Here is a 19,584-nt window from a genome sequence, read left to right on the forward strand (position 1 = left end):
CTTCCCTGATACCCGAAACGGCACCAGGGGCAACTGACAGGATGGCGGCTCACACGGTGGGCTGCCGTCCTGTCAGTTATGTAAACACACAAATTTCTAGACAGAGGGGTTCACATGGCGAACTACACTGCTGCTGACATCAAGGCCCTGCGCGAGCGCACCGGCGCCGGCATGATGGACGTCAAGAAGGCTCTTGACGAAGCCAACGGTGACGCCGAGAAGGCCATCGAAATCATCCGCATCAAGGGCCTCAAGGGTGCTACCAAGCGCGAAGGCCGTTCCACTGCTGAAGGCCTGGTTGCTGCCAAGGTCAACGGTGGCGTTGGCGTAATGATCGAGGTCAACTGCGAAACTGACTTCGTTGCCAAGGCTGACAAGTTCATCCAGCTGGCTGACAAGGTCCTCAACGTTGCAGTCGAGTCCGGCGCAGCCGATCTCGAAACCCTGCTGGCCACCGAGGTTGACGGCAAGCCGTTGTCCGAGGTTGTTGTCGAAGAGGGCGCAGTCCTCGGCGAAAAGGTTGTTGTCCGCCGTATCTCCCGCGTTGAGGGCACCACGGTTGACGCTTACCTGCACAAGACCTCCAAGGACCTCCCGGCCCAGGTCGGCGTCCTGTTTGCTGTTGACGGTGAAGGCGAAGCCGCTTCCACCGCCGCACACGACATCGCTGTCCACGTTGCAGCCATGGCTCCGAACTACCTGACCCGCGAGGATGTCCCGGCCGAATTGGTCGAGTCCGAGCGTCGCATCGCCGAAGAGACCGCAAAGGCTGAAGGCAAGCCCGAAGCTGCGCTCTCCAAGATCGTGGAAGGCCGCGTGACGGGCTTCTACAAGGGCGAAGTTCTGGTTGACCAGGCATTCGCCAAGGATTCCAAGAAGACCGTTGCACAGGTCCTCGAAGAAGCCGGCGTCAAGGCAACCGCAGTAACCCGTTTCCGCGTCGGAAACTAGTACTACATGAAAAGGGGTGGTCACTTCGGTGGCCGCCCCTTTTTCATGCACCCGTCCGGGTAGTACCTGCGCGGACCCACAGCACGATAATCTAGCCAAAGTCCACCAACGGGAAGGCACCATGGAAACCGTCAACACTGCTATCCAGCCCGAGAAGACCCGCCGCCGTGTACTTCTGAAGCTCTCCGGCGAGGTCATCGGCGGAGGCAAGCTCGGCGTCGATCCCGAGACAGTGCGCGCCATCGCCAAGCAGATCGCAGCCGCGGTCACTGAAGTCGAAGTGGCAATCGTCGTAGGCGGGGGTAACTTCTTCCGCGGCGCCGAACTGTCGCAAAGCGGCATGGACCGCTCCCGCGCCGATTACATGGGCATGCTGGGCACCGTGATGAACTGCCTGGCCCTGCAGGACTTCCTGGAGCAAGCCGGAGTGGAAACCCGCGTCCAGAGCGCCATCACCATGGGACAGGTTGCAGAGGCCTACATTCCGCGCCGCGCTATCCGCCATATGGAAAAGGGCCGTGTGGTCATTTTCGGTGCGGGTGCAGGACTGCCTTACTTCTCCACTGATACTGTCGCGGCGCAGCGCGCCCTTGAAGTGCACGCCGACGTGGTCCTCATGGCCAAGAGCGGCGTGGACGGCGTTTACACCGCCGATCCCAAGAAGGACCCCACTGCCGAGAAGCTGGATGTCCTCAGTTACGACGACGCCCTCCGCCGTGACATCCGCGTCATGGACCAGACCGCAATGACCATGTGCAAGGACAACAGCCTGTCCATGGTGGTCTTTGGCATGGAAGGCGAGGGCAACGTTACCCGCGCCATCCTAGGCGAAACGCTGGGAACCCTGGTTACTCCCTAGCAAGGGCTAGGATATTTCTAGGACCGTCCGCCCCTGGTGGCGGATCTTTACTGTGCATTGCTTTACTGTGCATTGCCGCCTGCAGTTGGGCAGCAACTATTTCTGAGGAGAAACCCGTGATCGAAGAGACCTTGCTCGAAGCCGGCGAGAAGATGGACAAGGCGGTGGAGGTAGCCAAGGACGATTTCGCCTCGATCCGTACGGGCCGGGCCAACCCCGCCCTCTACAACAAGGTGATCGTCGAGTATTACGGCACGCCTACTCCGCTGCAGCAGCTGGCCTCTTTCGGGGTGCCGGATGCCCGCACCATCCTGATTACCCCTTACGATAAAACCGCCCTGCGTGACATCGAGAAGGCCCTGAGCGACTCCGAGGTTGGCGCCAACCCCTCCAATGATGGCAACGTCATTCGCGTGACCATCCCGGAACTCACCAAAGAGCGCCGCAAAGAGTACGTGAAGATCGTCAAGGGCAAGGGTGAGGACGCCAAGGTTTCCATCCGTAGCATCCGCCGCAAAGCCAAGGATTCGCTGGACAAGCTCGTCAAGGACGGCGAAGCCGGCGAAGACGAGGGTGCACGCGCTGAGAAGGAACTCGACGCCCTGACCAAGCAGCACGTTGACAGCATCGACGAACTGCTCAAGCGCAAGGAAGCCGAGCTGCTCGAGGTCTGATGAACCAGGCTGAGCCGGCGCCCGCTGAGCGGGTCCCGACACGCGATACCCCCAAGCGCGCCAGGCGCGTGCGCAAGAACCCCACACCCAAGGCGGGCCGGAATCTTCCGGCCGCCATCGGCGTCGGGCTTGCCATGCTTTTGGCCGTTTTGGGCGGCTTGCTGTTCCTCCCGCTGGGATTCGTCCTCCTCACTACCGCTTTTGCGGTGCTGGGTGTCTGGGAGGTTTATAGGGCCCTTGAGGCGCAGGGCACCCGGATGCCGGTCATCCCCGTGATGATCGGCAGCTTGGTTATGCCGGTGTCTGCCTACTTCGGCGGACTTGAAGGTTTGCTTTTCACTATGACGGCGAGTTCTGTGGCCGTCTTGTTGTGGCGCTCCATAGAGAGCGCTGCAGGGGCGCCGCGGAGCGTGTTCGCCGGTGTCTTCACCCTGGCGTGGATTCCTTTCCTCATCAGTTTCGCCTCGCTTTCCCTGCACACCGCCGGCGGGCCCACTCCTGTGGGTTTCTGGCCCGACGGAATTCCCGAAGGCGCCTGGCAGATCGCGTCCATGCTGTTGTTGGTGGTATCCAATGACACGTTCGGGTACATTGTTGGCGCCTCCTTCGGGAAGCACCCCATGGCGCCAAAGATCAGCCCCAAGAAGTCGTGGGAGGGCTTCGCGGGGTCCGTCGCCGGGGCCATGCTGATTGGCGTCCTTGCGTGCATCTTCCTGCTTGACAGGCCTTGGTGGGTGGGTCTTGTGCTGGCCGTGGGAATGGTAGCCGCATCAACCGCCGGTGATCTCGCCGAGTCCATGGTCAAACGCGAACTTGGCGTCAAGGACATGAGCAGCATCCTGCCCGGCCATGGCGGCATCATGGACCGCCTGGACTCCATCGTGTTCGCAGCCCCCGTAGCCTATGTTCTGTTCGCGCTGCTGAGCGGCGTCTGACAACCCAATGAAGGAAAACTAGTGGCCTTGGATATTCGACGCCAGATCCCCGCAACGTTTGAGCGCGTGGAGCGCAGCAAGTACGGCTATAACGCCAAACAGGTGGACCAGTTCCTCCAGCGCGCCCGGACATCGTTTGAGAACCCGGTAGGCACGGCGGACCAAGTGGCCAGCGTGGACGTCAGGGCCGTGGCTTTTGATCCCGTCAAGGGCGGCTACGATGCCAACAGCGTCGATGCCGCACTGGACCGGTTGGAGGACGCGTTTGCGCGCAGGGAGAGGGACGACCTCATCAGCCAGCAGGGCGAAGAAGCCTGGCTGCGGCAGATCGGCAAACTCTCCGGCATTCTCCGCGGCAGGCTTCACAGGCCCGACGGCGAGCGGTTCCGTCGCCCGTCGGGGAAGCGGACCCGCAGCTACAACGTCGAGGATGTTGATGCCCTGTGCGCCGAGCTCATCGGGTACCTGGAACACGATCAGGCCCTGAGCGTAGACACTGTGCGCCGGGCTGTTTTCCGGGCAGCCAAGGGTGCCGAGGGGTATGAGGAAGCCCAGGTGGACGCTTTTCTCGCCCGGGTTGTGGAGCTCATGGCGGCCATCGACTGATCAGTAACACGGGGTTGGTTTAGGCCTTGCGGGGAGTCGGCGAGATTGGCGGGTTGTTCTTGTAAGCCTGGTCGTAGGCGCGCTTGCCCACAAGCATGGACCCGGTGAAGAAGGCCAAGGCTACAAAGACCGCGATTGAGACGAAGACTGGTATGGGGAGTCCCATTGCCAGGAGCGCGGACCCCGACCACAACGCCATCAAGGCCGAGTTGGCTGTGATCATGAAGATCATGCTGCTGCCGGCCAGTTGGCTCAACGAGCTCCGCGGGCCCAGAAAGTAGTAGGTCTGGTCGGAGCCGGCCAAATCGTCGTGGTACGCCGCCATAAGATAGCGGGCCATCCCCGGATCGAGTTCCACATACGCAGCCCGCAGCCTGTTCATGGCGATCACATACATCAGGTCTTCCATGCCGACGTTCAGTACGCGAACCTGAGTCAGAAAACCGACCATGACGTCGATGCACAGGATGGTCAGCGCGAAGGCCCTGAATGCGTCTGAAAACTGGGTGGCATTGCCCACCAGTGCCACACTGAGCAGGCTTGCCGAGGTGAAAGTCAGGAACATGCTGATGCGGGTGAGGACTTCACCTTGGGTGGTGCTCCTTGATGCCAGCAGGCTCCAGTGTTCCGTGGCCAACAACTGCGCGCGAACGCTGGGAGATAACTCCGGTGTGGGCGGCGGTTCTGGACCGGCGGCGCCCGGTTCCTCGGACATGGCGCCATTGTCCACCCTGCGGGGGGCAGCGGACAACGGCTTGACGCCGCTACCTTTCGGTCGCTACGGGCCTCTCCGGCACATGCAGCCGCGACATCACCCGGTTCACTGACGCCGGAACACGGTTCTTGGTGATAATCGACACCGTCACGGTCACCGCGAATGCTGCAGGCACGCTCCACGCCGCAGGCTGAGCCAACCACGCCGGCGCATTCCCGGGGCCCATGAGGGTGCCCACCACCATGGCGCCCCCGCAAAGGAGCGCCCCTGTCAGCATGCCCGCGATGGCGCCGGCGTCGGTCAGTCCGCGCCACCAGATCCCCAGCAACAACAGCGGGCAGATGGTGGACGCTGTGAAAGCAAAGACCAAGCCAACGCTTCCTGCCAGCGCAAGAGTGTCTGTCATCAACGCAAAACCCAAAGGTACGACGGCGGCCAGCACCGCAGCGAGGCGGAAGCCCCTCACGCTTCCTCCAAAGAGGTCCTGGCTGATGACGCCGGACAGTGAAACAACCAGCCCGCACGTCGTGGACAGGAAGGCGGCGAACGCACCGGCGACTACCAAGGCGGACAGGAGGTCACCGGCCATGCCTCCCACGAGTTTGCCGGGCAGCAACAAGACCAGGGCGTCGGCTTGCCCGGACTGTGCCAGTTCCGGCGCGAACATCCTGCCCAAGGCCCCGGACAGGGTAGGAAAGAGGTAGAAGACGGAGAGCAGCCCCAGCACAATGAGGGTTGTCCGGCGGGCCGATTGGCCGTCCGGGTTGGTGTAGAACCTCACCAGGACGTGGGGGAGGCCCAGGGTTCCGAAGAGTAGCGCCACCAGAAGTGATATGTGCTGGTACGCCCCGGCAGCCCCTTGGCCGGTGGGATTGACGGGCAGAGGTGCTTGTGGTTGCGTGCCGTTACCTGCCAGCACCAGTAGGACGAACATGACGGGCACCGCCAGCGCAGTCAGTTTCAGCCAGTACTGGAAAGCCTGGACGAAAGTGATCGAGCGCATGCCACCGGCAGCCACCGTCAAGCACACCACCACCACTACCGCCGTCGAACCTACCCAGGACGGCAGTCCGGTGGTGATCCGGATAGCGAGCGCAGCGCCGTGGAGCTGGGGCACGATGTATAGCCAGCCGACGGCCACTACCATCAGGCTGGTCACCCGACGGACCAGCTGTGAGTCCAACCGTGCTTCGGTGAAATCCGGAATGGTGTAGGCGCCGGAGCGACGCAGGGGAGCGGCCACGAAGAGCAGCAGCATGAGGTAGCCAGCCGTGTAACCCACAGGGAACCACAGAGCGTCGGTTCCTGAAAGGAGGATCAGCCCGGCGACGCCCAGGAAGCTGGCGGCTGAGAGGTATTCGCCGCCGATTGCAGAAGCGTTCCACCAGGGCGGAACGGTTCGTGAGGCCACATAGAAATCGCCGGTGGTCCGTGAAATGCGCAGGCCGTAGAAGCCAATGACGGCCGTTGCGATGGAAACGGCGAGGAAAGCGAAGAGGCCCACGGCTGGGTTCACTTGTCCTCCACAAGGTCCCTGTAGCGTGCCTCATTGCGGGCTGCTGCACGATTGTAAAGCCAGGCGCTGAGCCCGATCACGGGGTAGATGCCGGCGCCCAGTACCAGCCAATCCAAGGGAATCCCTGCGATTCTTGTCTCCGCCACCCCGGGGCCGTAGACCAGAAAGAGTGCGAGCACGGCGAGGATAATCAGGAACCCGCAGGCCACCACCAGAGCCAACAGTAGTTGGGACCGGATCAGGGAGCGGATGAAAAGACGTCCGGCGTCGGAGTCTTCGCTGACCTCCCGGGGATAGTGCAACCTGCCCGGCGCAGCTGTGGCCGACTGTCGTGGCGCCGTGACACGGACGCGTGTCATCCTTGCGGCCGGATGCGGGTGGAGTGCAGCTTTTCCCTGACCGAGGGCAGGTGCCTGCGACTGATGGGCAGTTCAGCGCCGGCCACCGCGACGCTCGGCCCTGTGGCGGACAGCTTGAGGTGCTGTACGTGGTTCAGGGCGATGAGATAGGAGCGATGGATCCGGATGAACCCGGCTCCCGCCCATTTTTGTTCGAGATCGCTGAGGGGAACCCGGATCAGGTAACTGGCTTCGGCGGTGTGCAGTCTTGCGTAGTCCCCTTGGGCCTGCACGTAGGTGACGTCGTCGCGGCGGATCATGCGGGTGGTGCTGCCGAGGTCCACCGTGATCATTTCCGGCGCTGGAGTTCCATCCTTGATGAGATCGCTGATCCTGTCCACGGAACGCGAAAGCCGTTCCGCCCGGAGCGGCTTCAGCAGGTAGTCGACGGCGGCGAGGTCGAACGCTTCGAGCGCGCAGTCTTCATCTGCGGTGACGAATACGACGGCGGGCGGCCGGGCGCTGCGGGAAATGACGCGTGCGATGTCCAGGCCTGAGAGCGCGGGCATGTGGATATCGAGGAAGACAGCATCCACGGACTCTGTTTCCAGGGTCCGCAGCGCCTGGGCGCCGGATGATGCACGGTGGATGACGCCGATGCGGTCATCCCGGCCCAACAGGAAGGCGAGCTCTTCCACTGCGGGTAGTTCGTCATCGGCGACGAGCACGTTGATCATGTTTAAAGACTAACCGCAGCGTCAGGCGTCGTGGTCGGGCTGGGATTTGGGCACCCGCATTGTGATCATGGTGCCTTCGCCCGGCGCCGTGTCGATGACAAGCCCGTGCTCGTCGCCGTAGACCTGCCTGAGGCGGGCGTCCACATTGCGGAGTCCCACGTGGTCACCGTCTGTATGTCCGGCGAGCACTGACCGCAGATGTTCCGGGTCCATGCCCACGCCGTCGTCTTCGATGGTCACTTCGGCGAACGCGCCGGAGTCATTCGCGCAAATGGTGATGTGTCCCGGCCCTTCCTTGGCCTCCAAGCCGTGCCGGACGGCGTTTTCCACCAGGGGTTGGAGGCTGAGGAACGGGATGACGGTGCTGAGGACTTCGGGAGCGATCCGAAGGCTCACTTGAACGCGCTCGCCAAACCTGGCCCGTTCCAACAGCAGGTAGCGATCTATGCAGCGTAGTTCCTCCGCTACGGTGGTGAAGTCCCCGTGCCGCCGGAACGAGTACCGGGTGAAATCGGCGAACTCCACCACGAGTTCCCTGGCCCTTGCTGGATCGGTGTTGATGAAAGAGGCTATGGCGTTCAACGAGTTGTAGATGAAGTGCGGACTGATCTGCGCGCGAAGTGCCCGGACCTCGGCTTCCATGAGGAGGGTGCGCGAAGATTCCAGCTCTGCCAGCTCCAACTGCGCGGCAATCCAGTCGGCCACTTCGCTGGTGGCCCTCACCAGCCCGGCCCCCGCCGCAGGGGCCAGTGCGGCCACGGAGCCAACCACCTTGGATCCGGCCCGGATGGGTGCGATCACAGCGCTGAAGTCGTGGTGTCCATGGTCGGAGGTGGCAGGGTAACCGGCCCGGGGAACCACTACCGTGCGCCCCGTGGTCAGAACTTCCGCCGCGAGCCGCATCAGTGTGGGCCGGAGTTCCTCGGCGGCGCCGTCCCAGGCGAGCACTGAGTCCGTGTCCGTGATGGCCAACGCGTCGCAGCCCAGAAGGACCCGCAGTTGCTTGCTCGCCTTGGCTGCTCCGGCGGGGTGGAGGCCGCCGCGAAGGTGCTGCCCGGCCCGGGAAGCTGCATGGAGTGTGGTGTAGGTTGCGCGCTCGGCGTCCGTGCCCAGATCCCTGAAGGAACGGATCACCTTGAGGCCAACGCCGACCACGACGGCGACTGCCAGGGCGATCACGGCGATCGCGGCTGCGGTGAAGAGCGGGGAATCAGGCATGAGGCCAGCGTAGCCGGATGCGCCTCCGCGGCCGGCCGGTTGCCCCGGTTGGTCACTCCCGGGTGCCGTTTGGCGCAGCATCATAACCGCTGAGCGACGGCGGTCGGCGATCCTCTGGATCAGGTACAGCACCGCGTTCGATAGTGATTGCAGTCACATTGGCAAGGCGCGTGGAGCTGATGTGGACACATCACAATCAGGAGGAACCATGGGTAATGAGGCCCAACCCCAGGACGCAACAGCGTCCGTGGACTTCCAGGAAGTCCAGCAGACGGAACGGTTCAAGACACTGCGCAAGCGGCACCGGAGCTTTGTCTTCCCGATGGCAGTTGTATTCCTGCTTTGGTATTTCGCTTACGTCCTCTTGGCCGCCTACGCAGTGGACTTCATGTCCATCAAAGTGTGGGGCAATATCAACGTCGGCCTGATTCTGGGCCTGCTGCAGTTCGCCACCACCTTCGGCATTACGGCTTGGTACGTGAGTTACTCCAACAGGAAGCTGGACCCCATCGCTGCTGAAATCCGCAACGAGATCGAGGGCCACGAATTCGATAAGGACGGCAATGTGAACAGCGGGGTAACCAAATGAACACCATGGTCCCGGCGGCAGTGAACGTCGAAGCCCTCAAAGACACCACCCTGTTGAATATGGGCATTTTCGCCCTGTTCGTGGCGGTCACCATGGTGATCGTCTTCCGAGCCAGCCGGAACAATAAAACCGCGGCGGACTACTACGCTGCCGGGCGCTCATTCACCGGCTCCCAAAACGGCACGGCAATTGCCGGCGACTACCTCTCCGCCGCCTCGTTCCTAGGTATCACCGGCGCCATTGCCATCAACGGCTACGACGGTTTCCTTTACTCCATAGGCTTTCTGGTTGCTTGGCTCGTCGCGCTGCTGCTGGTGGCTGAACTGCTCCGCAACACCGGCAAGTTCACCATGGCCGATGTGCTGTCCTTCCGGCTCCGCCAGCGCCCTGTGCGCATTGCGGCAGCACTGTCCACGCTGGCGGTTTGCTTCTTCTATCTCCTCGCCCAAATGGCGGGCGCGGGCAGCCTAATTTCGCTCCTGCTGGGCATCAGCGACTGGGGCGGACAAGCCCTGGTGATCATGGTCGTCGGCGCCCTGATGATCATGTACGTTCTGATTGGCGGCATGAAGGGCACCACCTGGGTACAGATCATCAAGGCAATCCTGCTGATCGCCGGTGCCGCAGTCATGACGGCCATGGTGCTCGCCATCTACGGCTTCAACCTGTCCAGCCTGCTTGGCTCTGCAGCCGAGGCCGCCAACAACCCGGCCATCCTGAACCCGGGACTGCAGTACGGCAAGACCGAAACGTCCAAGCTCGACTTCATGTCACTTGGCCTCGCCCTGGTCCTGGGAACGGCGGCGCTCCCGCACGTGCTGATGCGCTTCTACACCGTCCCCACCGCCAAGGAAGCCCGCAAGTCCGTGGTCTGGGCCATTTGGCTGATCGGCCTCTTCTACTTGTTCACCCTGGTACTGGGCTACGGTGCCGCAGCCCTGGTAGGTGCAGAAACCATCAAGTCCGCACCCGGCGGCGTCAACTCCGCAGCACCCCTGCTGGCCTTCCACTTGGGTGGCCCGCTGCTCCTGGGCTTCATTTCCGCAGTCGCCTTCGCCACCATCCTGGCGGTGGTGGCCGGCCTGACTATCACTGCGGCGGCATCCTTCGCGCACGACATCTACGCAAATGTCATTGCCAAGGGCAAAGCCGACGCGGTTACTGAGGTCAAGGTAGCCCGACGCACCGTGGTGGTGATTGGAGTACTGGCCATCTTGGGAGGAATCTTCGCCAACGGTCAGAATGTGGCTTTCCTGGTGGCCCTGGCCTTCGCGGTAGCAGCATCGGCCAACCTGCCCACCATTGTCTACTCCCTGTTCTGGAGGAAGTTCACCACCCAGGGCGCGGTGTGGAGCATGTACGGCGGCCTTGCTGCTGCCATCTTGCTGATCACGTTCTCACCTGTGGTTTCCGGTGCCAAGACCTCCATGATCCCGGGAGCGAACTTCGCCCTCTTCCCGTTGAGCAACCCAGGCATTGTGTCCATCCCGCTGGCCTTCTTCCTCGGCTGGCTCGGAACGGTCCTGGACAAGCGGCGCGAAGATCCCGCCAAGCAGGCGGAGATGGAAGTGCGCTCACTGACCGGCATTGGAGCTGAGAAGGCGGTAGACCACTAGCCTCGTCACGAAAACGCCATCACACGAAGGGCTCCTCTGCAAAGCATTGCAGGGGAGCCCTTTGTTGTGGGCCGAAGACCTACTTTTTCAGGCTCAGCCATTCCTTCAATTGCTCCAGCGGCCAGGTGGTGACGATCCGTTCCTTGGGCACACCCATGGCTTCGGCCCGCTCGGCCCCGTACTGGAGGAAATCGAGCTGGCCGGGTGCATGAGCGTCGCTGTCAATGCTGAACAGGCAGCCGGCGTCCAAGGCCATGGTGATGAGGTTGTCCGGTGGGTCCTGGCGCTCGGGCCTGGAGTTAATTTCGACGGCGACACCCCACTCCGCGCATTCCTTGAAGATTTTGGGGGCATCGAATTCGGATTCGGGCCGGGTGCCCCGTGAGCCTTGGACCAGACGGCCCGTGCAATGCCCCAGCACATTGGTGTGCGGATCACTGATGCCACCCAACATTCGTGTGGTCATGGTCTTTTTGTCTGATCGAAGTTTTGAATGAACGCTGGCCACCACCACGTCCAGACGGTCCAGCATGTCCGGGGTCTGGTCCAGGGTGCCGTCTTCAAGGATGTCCACTTCAATTCCTTTGAGCAGTCGGAAGCCATCCTGGGAGGCGTTGATGCCGTCCACCACATCCAATTGCTTCTCCAGCCGTTCCACGCTGAGGCCGTTGGCGATGGTGAGGTTGGGGGAGTGGTCCGTCAAGGCAAGATACTCGCGGCCGAGGGTGCGTGCGGCGGCAACCATGGCCAAAATGGGGGAGCCGCCGTCGGACCAATTGCTGTGGCTGTGCAGGTCCCCGCGTAGTGCTGCCCGCAGCGTGTCACCTCCGGCGGCCAGCGCTTCAGTGCCGCGCTCACGTAAATCAGCCAGATAGTCGGGAACCCGGCCTTCCAAGGCCTGGGTGATGACTTCGGCGCTGCGGTTGCCTACGCCTTTGAGACTGGTGATGCGTCCTGAGCCCACGAGTTTCCTTAAGTCCTCGGGCGAAAGCTGCCGTGCGGCGTCGGCTGCTTTCCGAAACGCCTGGACCTTGAAAGTGGGGGCTTGGCTTCGTTCAAGCCAGAAAGAGATTTCGTCGAGCGCCTCAAGGGGATCCATGGCTCCATGATCCACGAACAAGGCGCACCATCAACAGTGGGCAGTGTTGATGGTGCGCCGGTTCGGTCACTGCCAGCTAGTGGTGGTGACCCGGTTCCAGGGCGGGATTGGAGCCCTGGCCGTTTTCTTCGTGGGGCGACTGGCCGTGCTCCCCGTGCGGGACAGCATGCTGCCCTGCCATCGAGGCGGCCAGGCCCGGTGTTGCTACCGAGGCAACAACGACGGCGGCTCCGAACGCGGCTGCCAGAAGCCGCCCGGTCCTTGGCTGGCCGTGGGCGCCGCCGTCGTTGGTCTTGTGCTGCCGCCTCAGCCAGCCGGCCCCGGCAACTGCCATGAGCGTCAGGCCGAGAGCGGCAAAGTGACTCACATTCAGTGAGCGCTGGGTGCTGACCCCGGCCACCGTCACTGCAAGGTGTGCAGCAGCAGTCAGGGCGAGGACAGGAAGTGCATAGCGGGCAAGGACCAAGGTGTTGCGGTGCAGCCCCCACAGGGACCAAGCCAAAAATGCCAGGCCGCCTGTGAGGGTTGCCACGCCGGCAACAATCAGGCCGGGTGTCACCGCTTCAGTTCCGGTGAGATATCCGGCTGCCAGGGAAAGCTCCACCATCCCGGCGGCCATTGCTGCGAAGTACACGAACAGCAGGGTCGCTGCGCTGAGCGTGGGGTGATTTTTGCGTTCCATGGCTGTGCAGTCCTCTCGCTTAACAAGCGGTGATCAGATGATGTTCAGACGATTCAGAAGCTGATCAGGCGCGGGCGGACGCTACGGCGGCCTTGTCCTGCGACAGGGCAACGCCCAACAGGACTACGGCGCTGGCAAGGTGCAGGACGTTGTCCGCACCGTTGAGAGCAATGATGTTCAGCGAGGAACCCACTAGGAAGAGTCCAAGGATACCCACCAGGAGGTAGACGCCACCCACGGCAGTATTGACGCCCTTGGACAGCGTGACGCTGTTCATTCCGGCGTAGAGCAGTGCGGCGCCGATGGCCAGGTGGATGATGTTGTGAAGCGGGTTGACGGCGAAGATGATCAGGTTGGCGCCCTCAGTGGCGAAGAAGCCGATTCCCGAGGTGACAAAGAATCCGAGGACGCCTACCAGGAGGTAGACGGCTCCGAAGATGGTGGCGATCAGGCGATTGGGCGAAGTACGCATGGTCCGAACCTTCCGGTGATGGCCGGAAAATCCGGCCGTCCTGCTGAGCCCCGGTTGGGGCTCTCAAGCAGTGATTCGGACCATATGCGCAGGCGGATGGGTGGTGGACCGGATAAATTCCCGGACGTTCAGGGGCGGAGGCGGATGCTGGTCATTTTGAGGTCGTCGGTGCCTTCGAAAACGTACTGGAGGTCGATTGTCTTGCCGTCGCATTGCAACGTGCCCCCGAGGTTGGCTTTGTTGTTTCCGTTTTCCGAGTTCACGTTGACTGAGTTGTAGTTCGGCTTGCACGAGCTATCCAGGTTCAGGCTTTCGATGCCGTCTAGGAAGGACTGCTTGTCCAGCTCGTCTTTCAAGGGCTGGCTCAGGTAGGTGTCATAGGCCTGCTCTGTTTGGCCCGAGACCACCAGATTAGTGAACTCGTCCGCCAGTGATCTGGCTTTGGACGTCGCATTCCCTACCAGGTTGACCAACAGCAGTACACCCACCACTGCCAGGACGATCACTCCCGCGACGATGCCGAGGACAATCCACAATACTTTCCGGCTCTTCTTCGGGGGCTGCTGACCGTACGGGCCGGGTTGGTACTGCCCGGGCTGGGTTTGGCCTTGGGTATACGCATTCTGTCCTTGGGGGTAGGGGTTTTGGGCGTACGGTTCGTGGCCGGGTGCAGCGTAGTGGGGGCCGCCTTGGGGAGAAGCGGACGACGGCGGCTGTTGCCACTGCGGCGACGCCCCGGGCTGTGGGGGATACGGGCCGCCTGTCTGCGGGGGATACCCGGGGCCAGGGGGAACCGGCGGCGGGTTCTGGCCATGGTTGTTCGGCTCGGGTTGGTTGGGTTGTTGCGGGTTGCTCACGGTAGTGCCCCTTTCGGTAGCCTTCGGCAGCGCCACCACCTGGCCGGGGACCTCTGGCCGGCCCCCGATGCGTCCACTTGCATCAAATCGCATGCCGGTTCTGCGGGCAAGTGATGCACCGCCCATTACTGCAGGTGAAGAGTCATTTTCATTCGCCGGAGCGTCTCCCCAGCAGCGGTTGCACCCGGTACGGGATCATCTCCCGCATAGCCAGTGCCGTGTCTGTCCGTTCCACCCCATCACAGCCGAGGATCTTTCCGTTGATGCGGTAGAGGTCCTCCGCGTCCAGGGCAACCACGCGCAATAGCAAGTCCGCGGAGCCGGTCAGGCCGAAGCCTTCAAGGATTTCAGGGATGTCTGCGAGGTCTTCGGAGAGCGAGGCCAGTTTTTGTTGTTGCACATGGACAGTAATGAAGGCGGTGAGCGGGTACCCCAGCGCCGCGGGATTGATGCGCCGCTCGAAGGAGAGAAAGGCGTGTTTCTTCTCCAGTTGTGCCATCCGGGCTTGGACAGTGTTCCTGGACAGGCCCAGCTTCTGCGCCAAGGCCACTACAGTACCTCGGGGATCCTTGGCCATGGCCGAAAGGAGACGGGTATCAGTGCCATCCAAGGGTTGCATAATGCGCAAGATTAGCACGGCCGAGCTTCTCTAAACAGGGCATAATGCTCAACTTCGGCGAGGGTAGTTGTACCCGATGCCCGTTGTGAGTAGGGTCACACTTAACTCCGGCGAAGGTGCCGGAGGGCCGGTCTGCGGCAGGATCACAAGTCCAGCCAGCGCCGACAAAAACGAGCCGGAAGGTTGCGATCACCTGTGTTGACGGATCAGGCAGGCAAGGGAGTGCACCACCACACTCCAAGCCCGGAACATAGTGCACAAATTCCCTTGAGGACTGGCGGAGAGCTGCTCCAGTTGGTGTCGCCCGAGGGCGAACGCATCAGCCATCCAGAATTCGATATCTGGGTCAAGGACATTGGCGACGAACACCTGTGCTCCTTGTACGAGGACATGACAGTCATTCGCCGTATCGATGCGGAGGCCACGGCCCTCCAGCGTCAGGGAGAGCTCGCACTGTGGCCGCCGTTGCTGGGTCAGGAAGCAGCGCAGATCGGCTCAAGCCGCTCGCTCCGGGACGATGACTTCGTTTTCCCCAGCTACCGCGAAAGCGGGGTGGCCTACGTACGTGGCGCCCACCTGTCCGAGATTGCCCGGGTATGGCGCGGAAACGCCTCCTATGGGTGGGATCCAATGCGCATCAACCTAGCGACGCCCCAGATCATTATTGGTTCGCAAAGTCTCCACGCCACCGGCTATGCCATGGGCGTTCAGTTGGATGGTGCCAATACCGCGGTACTTGCCTACTTTGGCGATGGCGCCACGAGTGAAGGCGACGTCAACGAGGCCATGGTCTTCGCAGCGAGCTACCAGGCTCCCGTGGTGTTCTTCTGCCAGAACAACCATTGGGCCATCTCCGAGCCCGTCCGCGTGCAGTCCCACGTCCAGTTGGCTGACAGGCCCACCGGCTTCGGCATCCCCAGTATGAGGGTTGATGGCAATGATGTGCTGGCTGTCATGGCTGCAACCCGTGTGGCGTTGGACCGGGCCTGCAAGGGTGGCGGACCTACATTTATCGAGGCTGTGACATACCGCATGGGTCCGCACACTACCGCCGATGATCCCACCCGGTACCGTGACCCCATCGAATTGGAGGACTGGGCTGCCAAGGACCCCATTCTGAGGCTGCGCAAGCTGCTCGAAGCCAAGGGCTTGCTGACTGACGACGTGGAAGCCAGGGTGAAGTCCAAGGCCGATGCTGTGGCCGCGGAACTGCGATCCAGCTGTATTGATATGCCGGACCCTGAACCGCTGGACGTTTTCAACCACGTTTACAGCACCCCAAACCCTTGGATTGAACGCCAGAGGGACCACTATTCGCGCTACCTGAACAGCTTCAACCAGCCCGCCGAGGAAGGTGCACTCTGATGTCCAAGCTCACTTTTGCCCGGGCCATCAACGCCGGTCTCCGGAAGTCCCTCGAAAACGACCCCAAAGTGGTCCTCATGGGAGAAGACATCGGCTCGCTCGGTGGCGTCTTCCGCGTCACGGACGGGCTGCAGAAAGATTTCGGGAAGCACCGGGTCATCGATTCCCCTCTGGCCGAGTCAGGCATTATCGGCACCGCGGTTGGCTTGGCCTACCGCGGCTACCGGCCGGTGTGCGAGATCCAGTTCGATGGTTTCATCTACCCGGCGTTCGACCAGATTGTCAGCCAGGTAGCCAAGATGCACTACCGCACGCAGGGACGGGTGAAGATGCCCATCACCATTCGTGTTCCTTTTGCTGGCGGAATCGGATCGCCGGAACACCACTCCGAATCACCCGAAGCGTATTTCACGCACACTTCCGGCTTGCGTGTGGTGGCGGTTTCCAACCCGCAGGATGCGTACGCGATGATTCAGCAGGCCATTGCCTCCGATGATCCCGTGCTCTACTTCGAGCCCAAGCGCCGCTATCACGACAAGGGCGATGTGGACGAGACCCTTGACCTCTCCACCGCCCTTCCCCTGGACAAGGCTGCCGTGGTGACCGCCGGCTCGGATGTCACGCTGGTGGCCTACGGTCCCCTCGTGAAGACAGCCAAGGATGCTGCCATGGCTGCCGCCGACGAAGGCATCTCGGTGGAAGTCATCGATCTGCGCTCGCTGGCCCCCGTGGATTACCCGGTAGTGGAAGCCTCTGTCCGCAAGACCGGACGCTTGGTGATCACCCACGAGGCGGGGCAGTCCGGTGGCCTGGGCGCCGAGATCGCCGCCAGCATCACGGAGCGCTGCTTCCACTATCTGGAGTCCGCCCCGGTCCGCATCACCGGTTTCGATGTTCCGTACCCCTACTCGAAACTCGAGATGCACCACCTGCCGGATCTGGACAGGATTCTCGACGGCGTGGACCGCGCCCTGGGTCGGCGCAACTCGTTGAGTGGACTGGAAGGATGACCGCCACCATGATCAAGGAATTCAGGCTGCCGGACCTTGGCGAGGGCCTGACCGAATCGGAAATCCTGAGTTGGAAGGTAGCGGTGGGGGACACCGTCACACTGAACCAGGTCATCGCCGAAGTTGAAACCGCCAAGGCAGTTGTGGAGTTACCCTCTCCGTTCGCGGGAGTGGTAGCAGAACTTCATGAGCAGCCCGGCACGGTGGTGGAAGTTGGCAAGCCCATCGTGTCGTTCGAGGTTGACGACGCCGGGTCCTCCAGCGGGCGTAGCTTGCCGGACAGCGGTGACCGGTCTGCTGGTGCTGGATCTGCTGGCGCTCCATCCGCTGGAGTCAGCGTCGCCGTCGAAACATCTGCCAATGGTTCGGCGGCAACCGCCGGCGTTGAAGCAGTGGGGACCCCGGCGAAACGTGAGCCGAACCTGGTGGGGTACGGCGCCGTCGTCGAGCACAGCGGCCGCCCGGCCCGCCGTGCCCGCGGTCACGTTCTGGCCGCGCATTCCGCACCGCCCGCGCATTCCGCACCGCCCGCGGCTCCGGCGCCAATCGAGCCTGCGGTAGCTCGTCTGGCAGAGGGGGACACTTCCGAACGTCCGCGATCAACCCCGCCGGTGAGAAAACTGGCGCGCGATCTTGGCATTGATCTGAAACTCGTTCCCGGAACCGGCATGGGCGGGCTCATTACCCGCGAGGATGTTCAGAACTTCTCCGGTGCAACGGCAGCCGCAGCCCCGGCCGAAGGCCGGGTTTCTGAGGCAGGGGCTGAGCGCGAAACCCGCACTCCCATAAAGGGAGTCCGGAAGTTCACGGCCGCGGCCATGGTGCAGAGCGCTTTCACTGCGCCGCACGTTACCGAGTTCCTCACGGTGGACGTCACGGCCACCATGGAGTTGCTGGCAAGGTTGAAGGGCAACAAGGCGTTCGAAGGCTACAAGCTCACTCCGCTGACCCTTGCGGCCAAGGCGGTCCTGGTGGCGCTGCGGAACAACCCGTCGCTGAACTCGCGGTGGGATGACGCCAGCCAGGAAATTGTCCAGTTCAACTACGTCAACCTGGGCATAGCGGCCGCCACGCCCCGAGGCCTGACGGTCCCGAACATCAAGGATGCGGACCGGCTTACCCTTCGTGAGCTTTCCACGGCGCTGACTGAACTGACGGATACCGCGCGTGCAGGCAAGACGTCGCCGTCGGAACTGTCCGGCGGCACCATCTCCATCACCAACATCGGCGTGTTCGGAATCGACGCCGGCACCCCCATCCTGAACCCGGGAGAGGCTGCCATTGTGGCGTTGGGTGCTGTGCGGAAGGCGCCGTGGGTGGTGAATGACCAACTCGCTGTCCGGCAGGTCATGTCACTTAGCCTGTCCTTCGACCACCGCCTGGTGGACGGGGAACAGGGATCGCGATTCCTTGCCGACCTCGGGGCGATCCTTGCCGACCCCGCAATGGTGATGACCATGATCTAGCGGTAACCGAAGCTGCGCCGGCCCATCCCTTTACGAGTGCTTGCAGGAAACTGCAGCTAAGGGGTGGGCCGTCGCGCATTAAGCCTGAACTAAAGCCCGCGTCAGTCTTCGGAGGGTCGGTTCTTCGCTGGCTCGGTCTTCGGTGGCTCAGTCTTCCGTGGGGGTCGTCCGGTTGGAGTGGTACGTGCGCCAGCTGTGCTCCGGTTCAAAACTCAGCAGCCTGCGCGCCTTGTCAATGGACAGCATGGTTTCGTGCTCGCCCAGTTCTTTGAGGACCTCGACGCCGGGAAAGACTTCCGCAGCCAGATCAGCGCTGCTCCGGCTCATCACAGTATCGGCCGCGGCAATGATGAAAGTTTCAAAGCCCGGTTCACCATGTTCCAAGGCCCTGACCACAGCCAGGGCACCGTCGCGGGCATCAATGTAGCCCCACAGATTCCATTTCCTAAGGTTTGCGTCAGAGTCGAAGGACGGGAAGGCATCGTAGTCCTCGGGGTCCATGACGTTGGAGAAGCGCAGCGCCGTGATGCTCAGTTCCGGATCCCATCGTGTGAGCTGGATGGCCATCTGCTCCTCAAGATGCTTGACCAGTGAGTAGGTGCTTTCCGGACGGGCCGCGTACTCCTCATCCACGGGAATGTAGGGAGGTGCGATGTCGAAAGGGAGCCCCAGGACTGTCTCGCTGGAGGCATAAACCACCTTCTTGATGCCTGCCCTTCGTGCCGCTTGAAACACGTTGTACGTGGACACCATGTTGTTCTCGAAAATCGCGGCGTCGGGGGCGAGACCCGGAGCGGGGATGGCGGCCAAGTGAACAATTGCGTCCAAGCCATGGTGCTGGTCGTCCAAGCCCAGGATGACATCCACGACCTGCCCATAGTTGCGCAGATCAACGCTTACGTAGCCCTTCCCGCGGATGCCGGCTCGGTCCATGTTGAGCACCTGGTGGCCGTCCTGCGTGAGCCGCCGAACCACGCTTCTGCCCAGTTTCCCGCTTCCGCCCGTGACAGCAATCCTCATTTACCGCTCCTCGACATTTGTGCTCCTAGACTTTTGGTGCTCCTGGACATTTTGTGCTCCTGGCTATGGGGCCGGACCTAACCCGCGATTCCTCGCCGGTTCAGCAAGGCTTAGGTTTTCCAGCCTAGGTGGCACATCTGTTGAGTGCAGCCCTTAAGGCAGGCCCTGTGAGTCCTAGGAAAACCGGAACAACCCGCGGGCGTGCGTGTTGCCGGAGAACCCACGTCAAATCAAAGGTGC

At 62.2% G+C, this 19,584-nt stretch carries 21 protein-coding genes; 10 read left to right on the top strand and 11 right to left on the bottom strand.

Annotation, left to right across the window (positions count from 1 at the left end; all coding sequences use genetic code 11):
- Nucleotides 1–114 precede the first annotated feature (114 nt).
- The 5 genes from tsf to ACZ5J0_RS06740 all read left to right on the top strand — a co-directional run bounded on the left by tsf (nucleotide 115) and on the right by ACZ5J0_RS06740 (nucleotide 4,025).
- The gene (tsf, locus tag ACZ5J0_RS06720; RefSeq protein WP_062067427.1) at nucleotides 115–951 is read left to right on the top strand and encodes a translation elongation factor Ts; all 837 of its coding nucleotides are present in this window, start codon (nucleotides 115–117) and stop codon (nucleotides 949–951) included.
- A gap of 121 nt (nucleotides 952–1,072) precedes the next feature.
- A complete protein-coding gene (gene pyrH / locus ACZ5J0_RS06725; RefSeq protein ID WP_014921238.1) occupies nucleotides 1,073–1,810 on the top strand; it encodes a UMP kinase in 738 nt (245 codons plus the stop codon).
- A 116-nt stretch (nucleotides 1,811–1,926) separates the two neighbouring features.
- Nucleotides 1,927–2,484 (top strand): ribosome recycling factor, encoded by a 558-nt coding sequence (gene frr / locus ACZ5J0_RS06730; RefSeq protein ID WP_011774219.1) that lies wholly within the window; start codon nucleotides 1,927–1,929, stop codon nucleotides 2,482–2,484.
- On the top strand, nucleotides 2,484–3,419 hold the full coding sequence (locus ACZ5J0_RS06735) for a phosphatidate cytidylyltransferase (RefSeq protein ID WP_142939711.1): 936 nt from the start codon (nucleotides 2,484–2,486) through the stop codon (nucleotides 3,417–3,419). The genes frr and ACZ5J0_RS06735 overlap by 1 nt, the downstream gene beginning before the upstream one ends.
- Before the next feature lie 21 nt (nucleotides 3,420–3,440).
- Nucleotides 3,441–4,025 (top strand): DivIVA domain-containing protein, encoded by a 585-nt coding sequence (locus ACZ5J0_RS06740; RefSeq protein WP_142939710.1) that lies wholly within the window; start codon nucleotides 3,441–3,443, stop codon nucleotides 4,023–4,025.
- Between the two features lie 19 nt (nucleotides 4,026–4,044).
- Here ACZ5J0_RS06740 and ACZ5J0_RS06745 read toward each other — a convergent pair whose 3' ends face one another.
- From ACZ5J0_RS06745 to ACZ5J0_RS06765, 5 genes are read right to left on the bottom strand one after another with little or no spacing between them, the layout of a single operon-like run.
- Entirely contained in the window at nucleotides 4,045–4,740 is a 696-nt protein-coding gene (locus ACZ5J0_RS06745) for a hypothetical protein (RefSeq protein WP_142939709.1), read from the bottom strand.
- A 49-nt stretch (nucleotides 4,741–4,789) separates the two neighbouring features.
- Nucleotides 4,790–6,256, bottom strand: coding sequence for a sodium/solute symporter (locus ACZ5J0_RS06750; RefSeq protein ID WP_464094461.1), 1,467 nt, complete (start codon nucleotides 6,254–6,256; stop codon nucleotides 4,790–4,792).
- Entirely contained in the window at nucleotides 6,253–6,615 is a 363-nt protein-coding gene (locus ACZ5J0_RS06755) for a hypothetical protein (RefSeq protein ID WP_464094462.1), read from the bottom strand. The genes ACZ5J0_RS06750 and ACZ5J0_RS06755 overlap by 4 nt, the downstream gene beginning before the upstream one ends.
- A complete protein-coding gene (locus ACZ5J0_RS06760) occupies nucleotides 6,612–7,331 on the bottom strand; it encodes a LytR/AlgR family response regulator transcription factor (protein WP_142939706.1) in 720 nt (239 codons plus the stop codon). Before ACZ5J0_RS06760 ends, ACZ5J0_RS06755 begins: the two co-directional genes overlap by 4 nt.
- A gap of 21 nt (nucleotides 7,332–7,352) precedes the next feature.
- Nucleotides 7,353–8,549: a sensor histidine kinase gene (locus tag ACZ5J0_RS06765; RefSeq protein WP_142939705.1), complete on the bottom strand. Its 1,197-nt coding sequence runs from the start codon at nucleotides 8,547–8,549 to the stop codon at nucleotides 7,353–7,355.
- Between the two features lie 208 nt (nucleotides 8,550–8,757).
- On the opposite strand from ACZ5J0_RS06765, the gene ACZ5J0_RS06770 reads away from it, so the two are divergent.
- Together ACZ5J0_RS06770 and ACZ5J0_RS06775 are read left to right on the top strand one after the other, a co-directional pair.
- Nucleotides 8,758–9,138, top strand: coding sequence for a DUF485 domain-containing protein (locus ACZ5J0_RS06770; protein WP_142939704.1), 381 nt, complete (start codon nucleotides 8,758–8,760; stop codon nucleotides 9,136–9,138).
- A complete protein-coding gene (locus ACZ5J0_RS06775) occupies nucleotides 9,135–10,754 on the top strand; it encodes a solute symporter family protein (protein ID WP_142939703.1) in 1,620 nt (539 codons plus the stop codon). Before ACZ5J0_RS06770 ends, ACZ5J0_RS06775 begins: the two co-directional genes overlap by 4 nt.
- Nucleotides 10,755–10,833: 79 nt before the next feature.
- Here the strand turns inward: ACZ5J0_RS06775 and ACZ5J0_RS06780 are convergent, their stop codons facing one another.
- From ACZ5J0_RS06780 to ACZ5J0_RS06800, 5 genes are all read right to left on the bottom strand, one after another.
- Nucleotides 10,834–11,853 carry a PHP domain-containing protein gene (locus ACZ5J0_RS06780; RefSeq protein ID WP_464094463.1) on the bottom strand — a complete coding sequence of 340 codons (1,020 nt, stop codon included), beginning with the start codon at nucleotides 11,851–11,853 and terminating at the stop codon, nucleotides 10,834–10,836.
- A gap of 76 nt (nucleotides 11,854–11,929) precedes the next feature.
- On the bottom strand, nucleotides 11,930–12,535 hold the full coding sequence (locus ACZ5J0_RS06785; protein ID WP_142939701.1) for a hypothetical protein: 606 nt from the start codon (nucleotides 12,533–12,535) through the stop codon (nucleotides 11,930–11,932).
- 64 nt (nucleotides 12,536–12,599) lie between these two features.
- Nucleotides 12,600–13,007: a DUF4383 domain-containing protein gene (locus tag ACZ5J0_RS06790; RefSeq protein ID WP_062067466.1), complete on the bottom strand. Its 408-nt coding sequence runs from the start codon at nucleotides 13,005–13,007 to the stop codon at nucleotides 12,600–12,602.
- A 128-nt stretch (nucleotides 13,008–13,135) separates the two neighbouring features.
- Entirely contained in the window at nucleotides 13,136–13,864 is a 729-nt protein-coding gene (locus tag ACZ5J0_RS06795) for a hypothetical protein (RefSeq protein ID WP_238703456.1), read from the bottom strand.
- A 148-nt stretch (nucleotides 13,865–14,012) separates the two neighbouring features.
- The gene (locus ACZ5J0_RS06800; protein ID WP_024820292.1) at nucleotides 14,013–14,483 is read right to left on the bottom strand and encodes an Lrp/AsnC family transcriptional regulator; all 471 of its coding nucleotides are present in this window, start codon (nucleotides 14,481–14,483) and stop codon (nucleotides 14,013–14,015) included.
- Nucleotides 14,484–14,678: 195 nt separating this feature from the next.
- On the opposite strand from ACZ5J0_RS06800, the gene pdhA reads away from it, so the two are divergent.
- From pdhA to ACZ5J0_RS06815, 3 genes are read left to right on the top strand one after another with little or no spacing between them, the layout of a single operon-like run.
- Nucleotides 14,679–15,848, top strand: coding sequence for a pyruvate dehydrogenase (acetyl-transferring) E1 component subunit alpha (pdhA, locus tag ACZ5J0_RS06805; RefSeq protein ID WP_464094464.1), 1,170 nt, complete (start codon nucleotides 14,679–14,681; stop codon nucleotides 15,846–15,848).
- Nucleotides 15,848–16,858 carry an alpha-ketoacid dehydrogenase subunit beta gene (locus ACZ5J0_RS06810; RefSeq protein WP_464094465.1) on the top strand — a complete coding sequence of 337 codons (1,011 nt, stop codon included), beginning with the start codon at nucleotides 15,848–15,850 and terminating at the stop codon, nucleotides 16,856–16,858. The genes pdhA and ACZ5J0_RS06810 overlap by 1 nt, the downstream gene beginning before the upstream one ends.
- Nucleotides 16,855–18,324: a dihydrolipoamide acetyltransferase family protein gene (locus ACZ5J0_RS06815; protein WP_142939699.1), complete on the top strand. Its 1,470-nt coding sequence runs from the start codon at nucleotides 16,855–16,857 to the stop codon at nucleotides 18,322–18,324. The genes ACZ5J0_RS06810 and ACZ5J0_RS06815 overlap by 4 nt, the downstream gene beginning before the upstream one ends.
- A 147-nt stretch (nucleotides 18,325–18,471) precedes the next feature.
- Here ACZ5J0_RS06815 and ACZ5J0_RS06820 read toward each other — a convergent pair whose 3' ends face one another.
- A complete protein-coding gene (locus ACZ5J0_RS06820; protein WP_223942195.1) occupies nucleotides 18,472–19,344 on the bottom strand; it encodes an NAD-dependent epimerase/dehydratase family protein in 873 nt (290 codons plus the stop codon).
- Between the last annotated feature and the right edge of the window lie 240 nt (nucleotides 19,345–19,584).

The sequence above is a fragment of the Arthrobacter sp. DualSoilB13 genome (assembly GCF_055389195.1).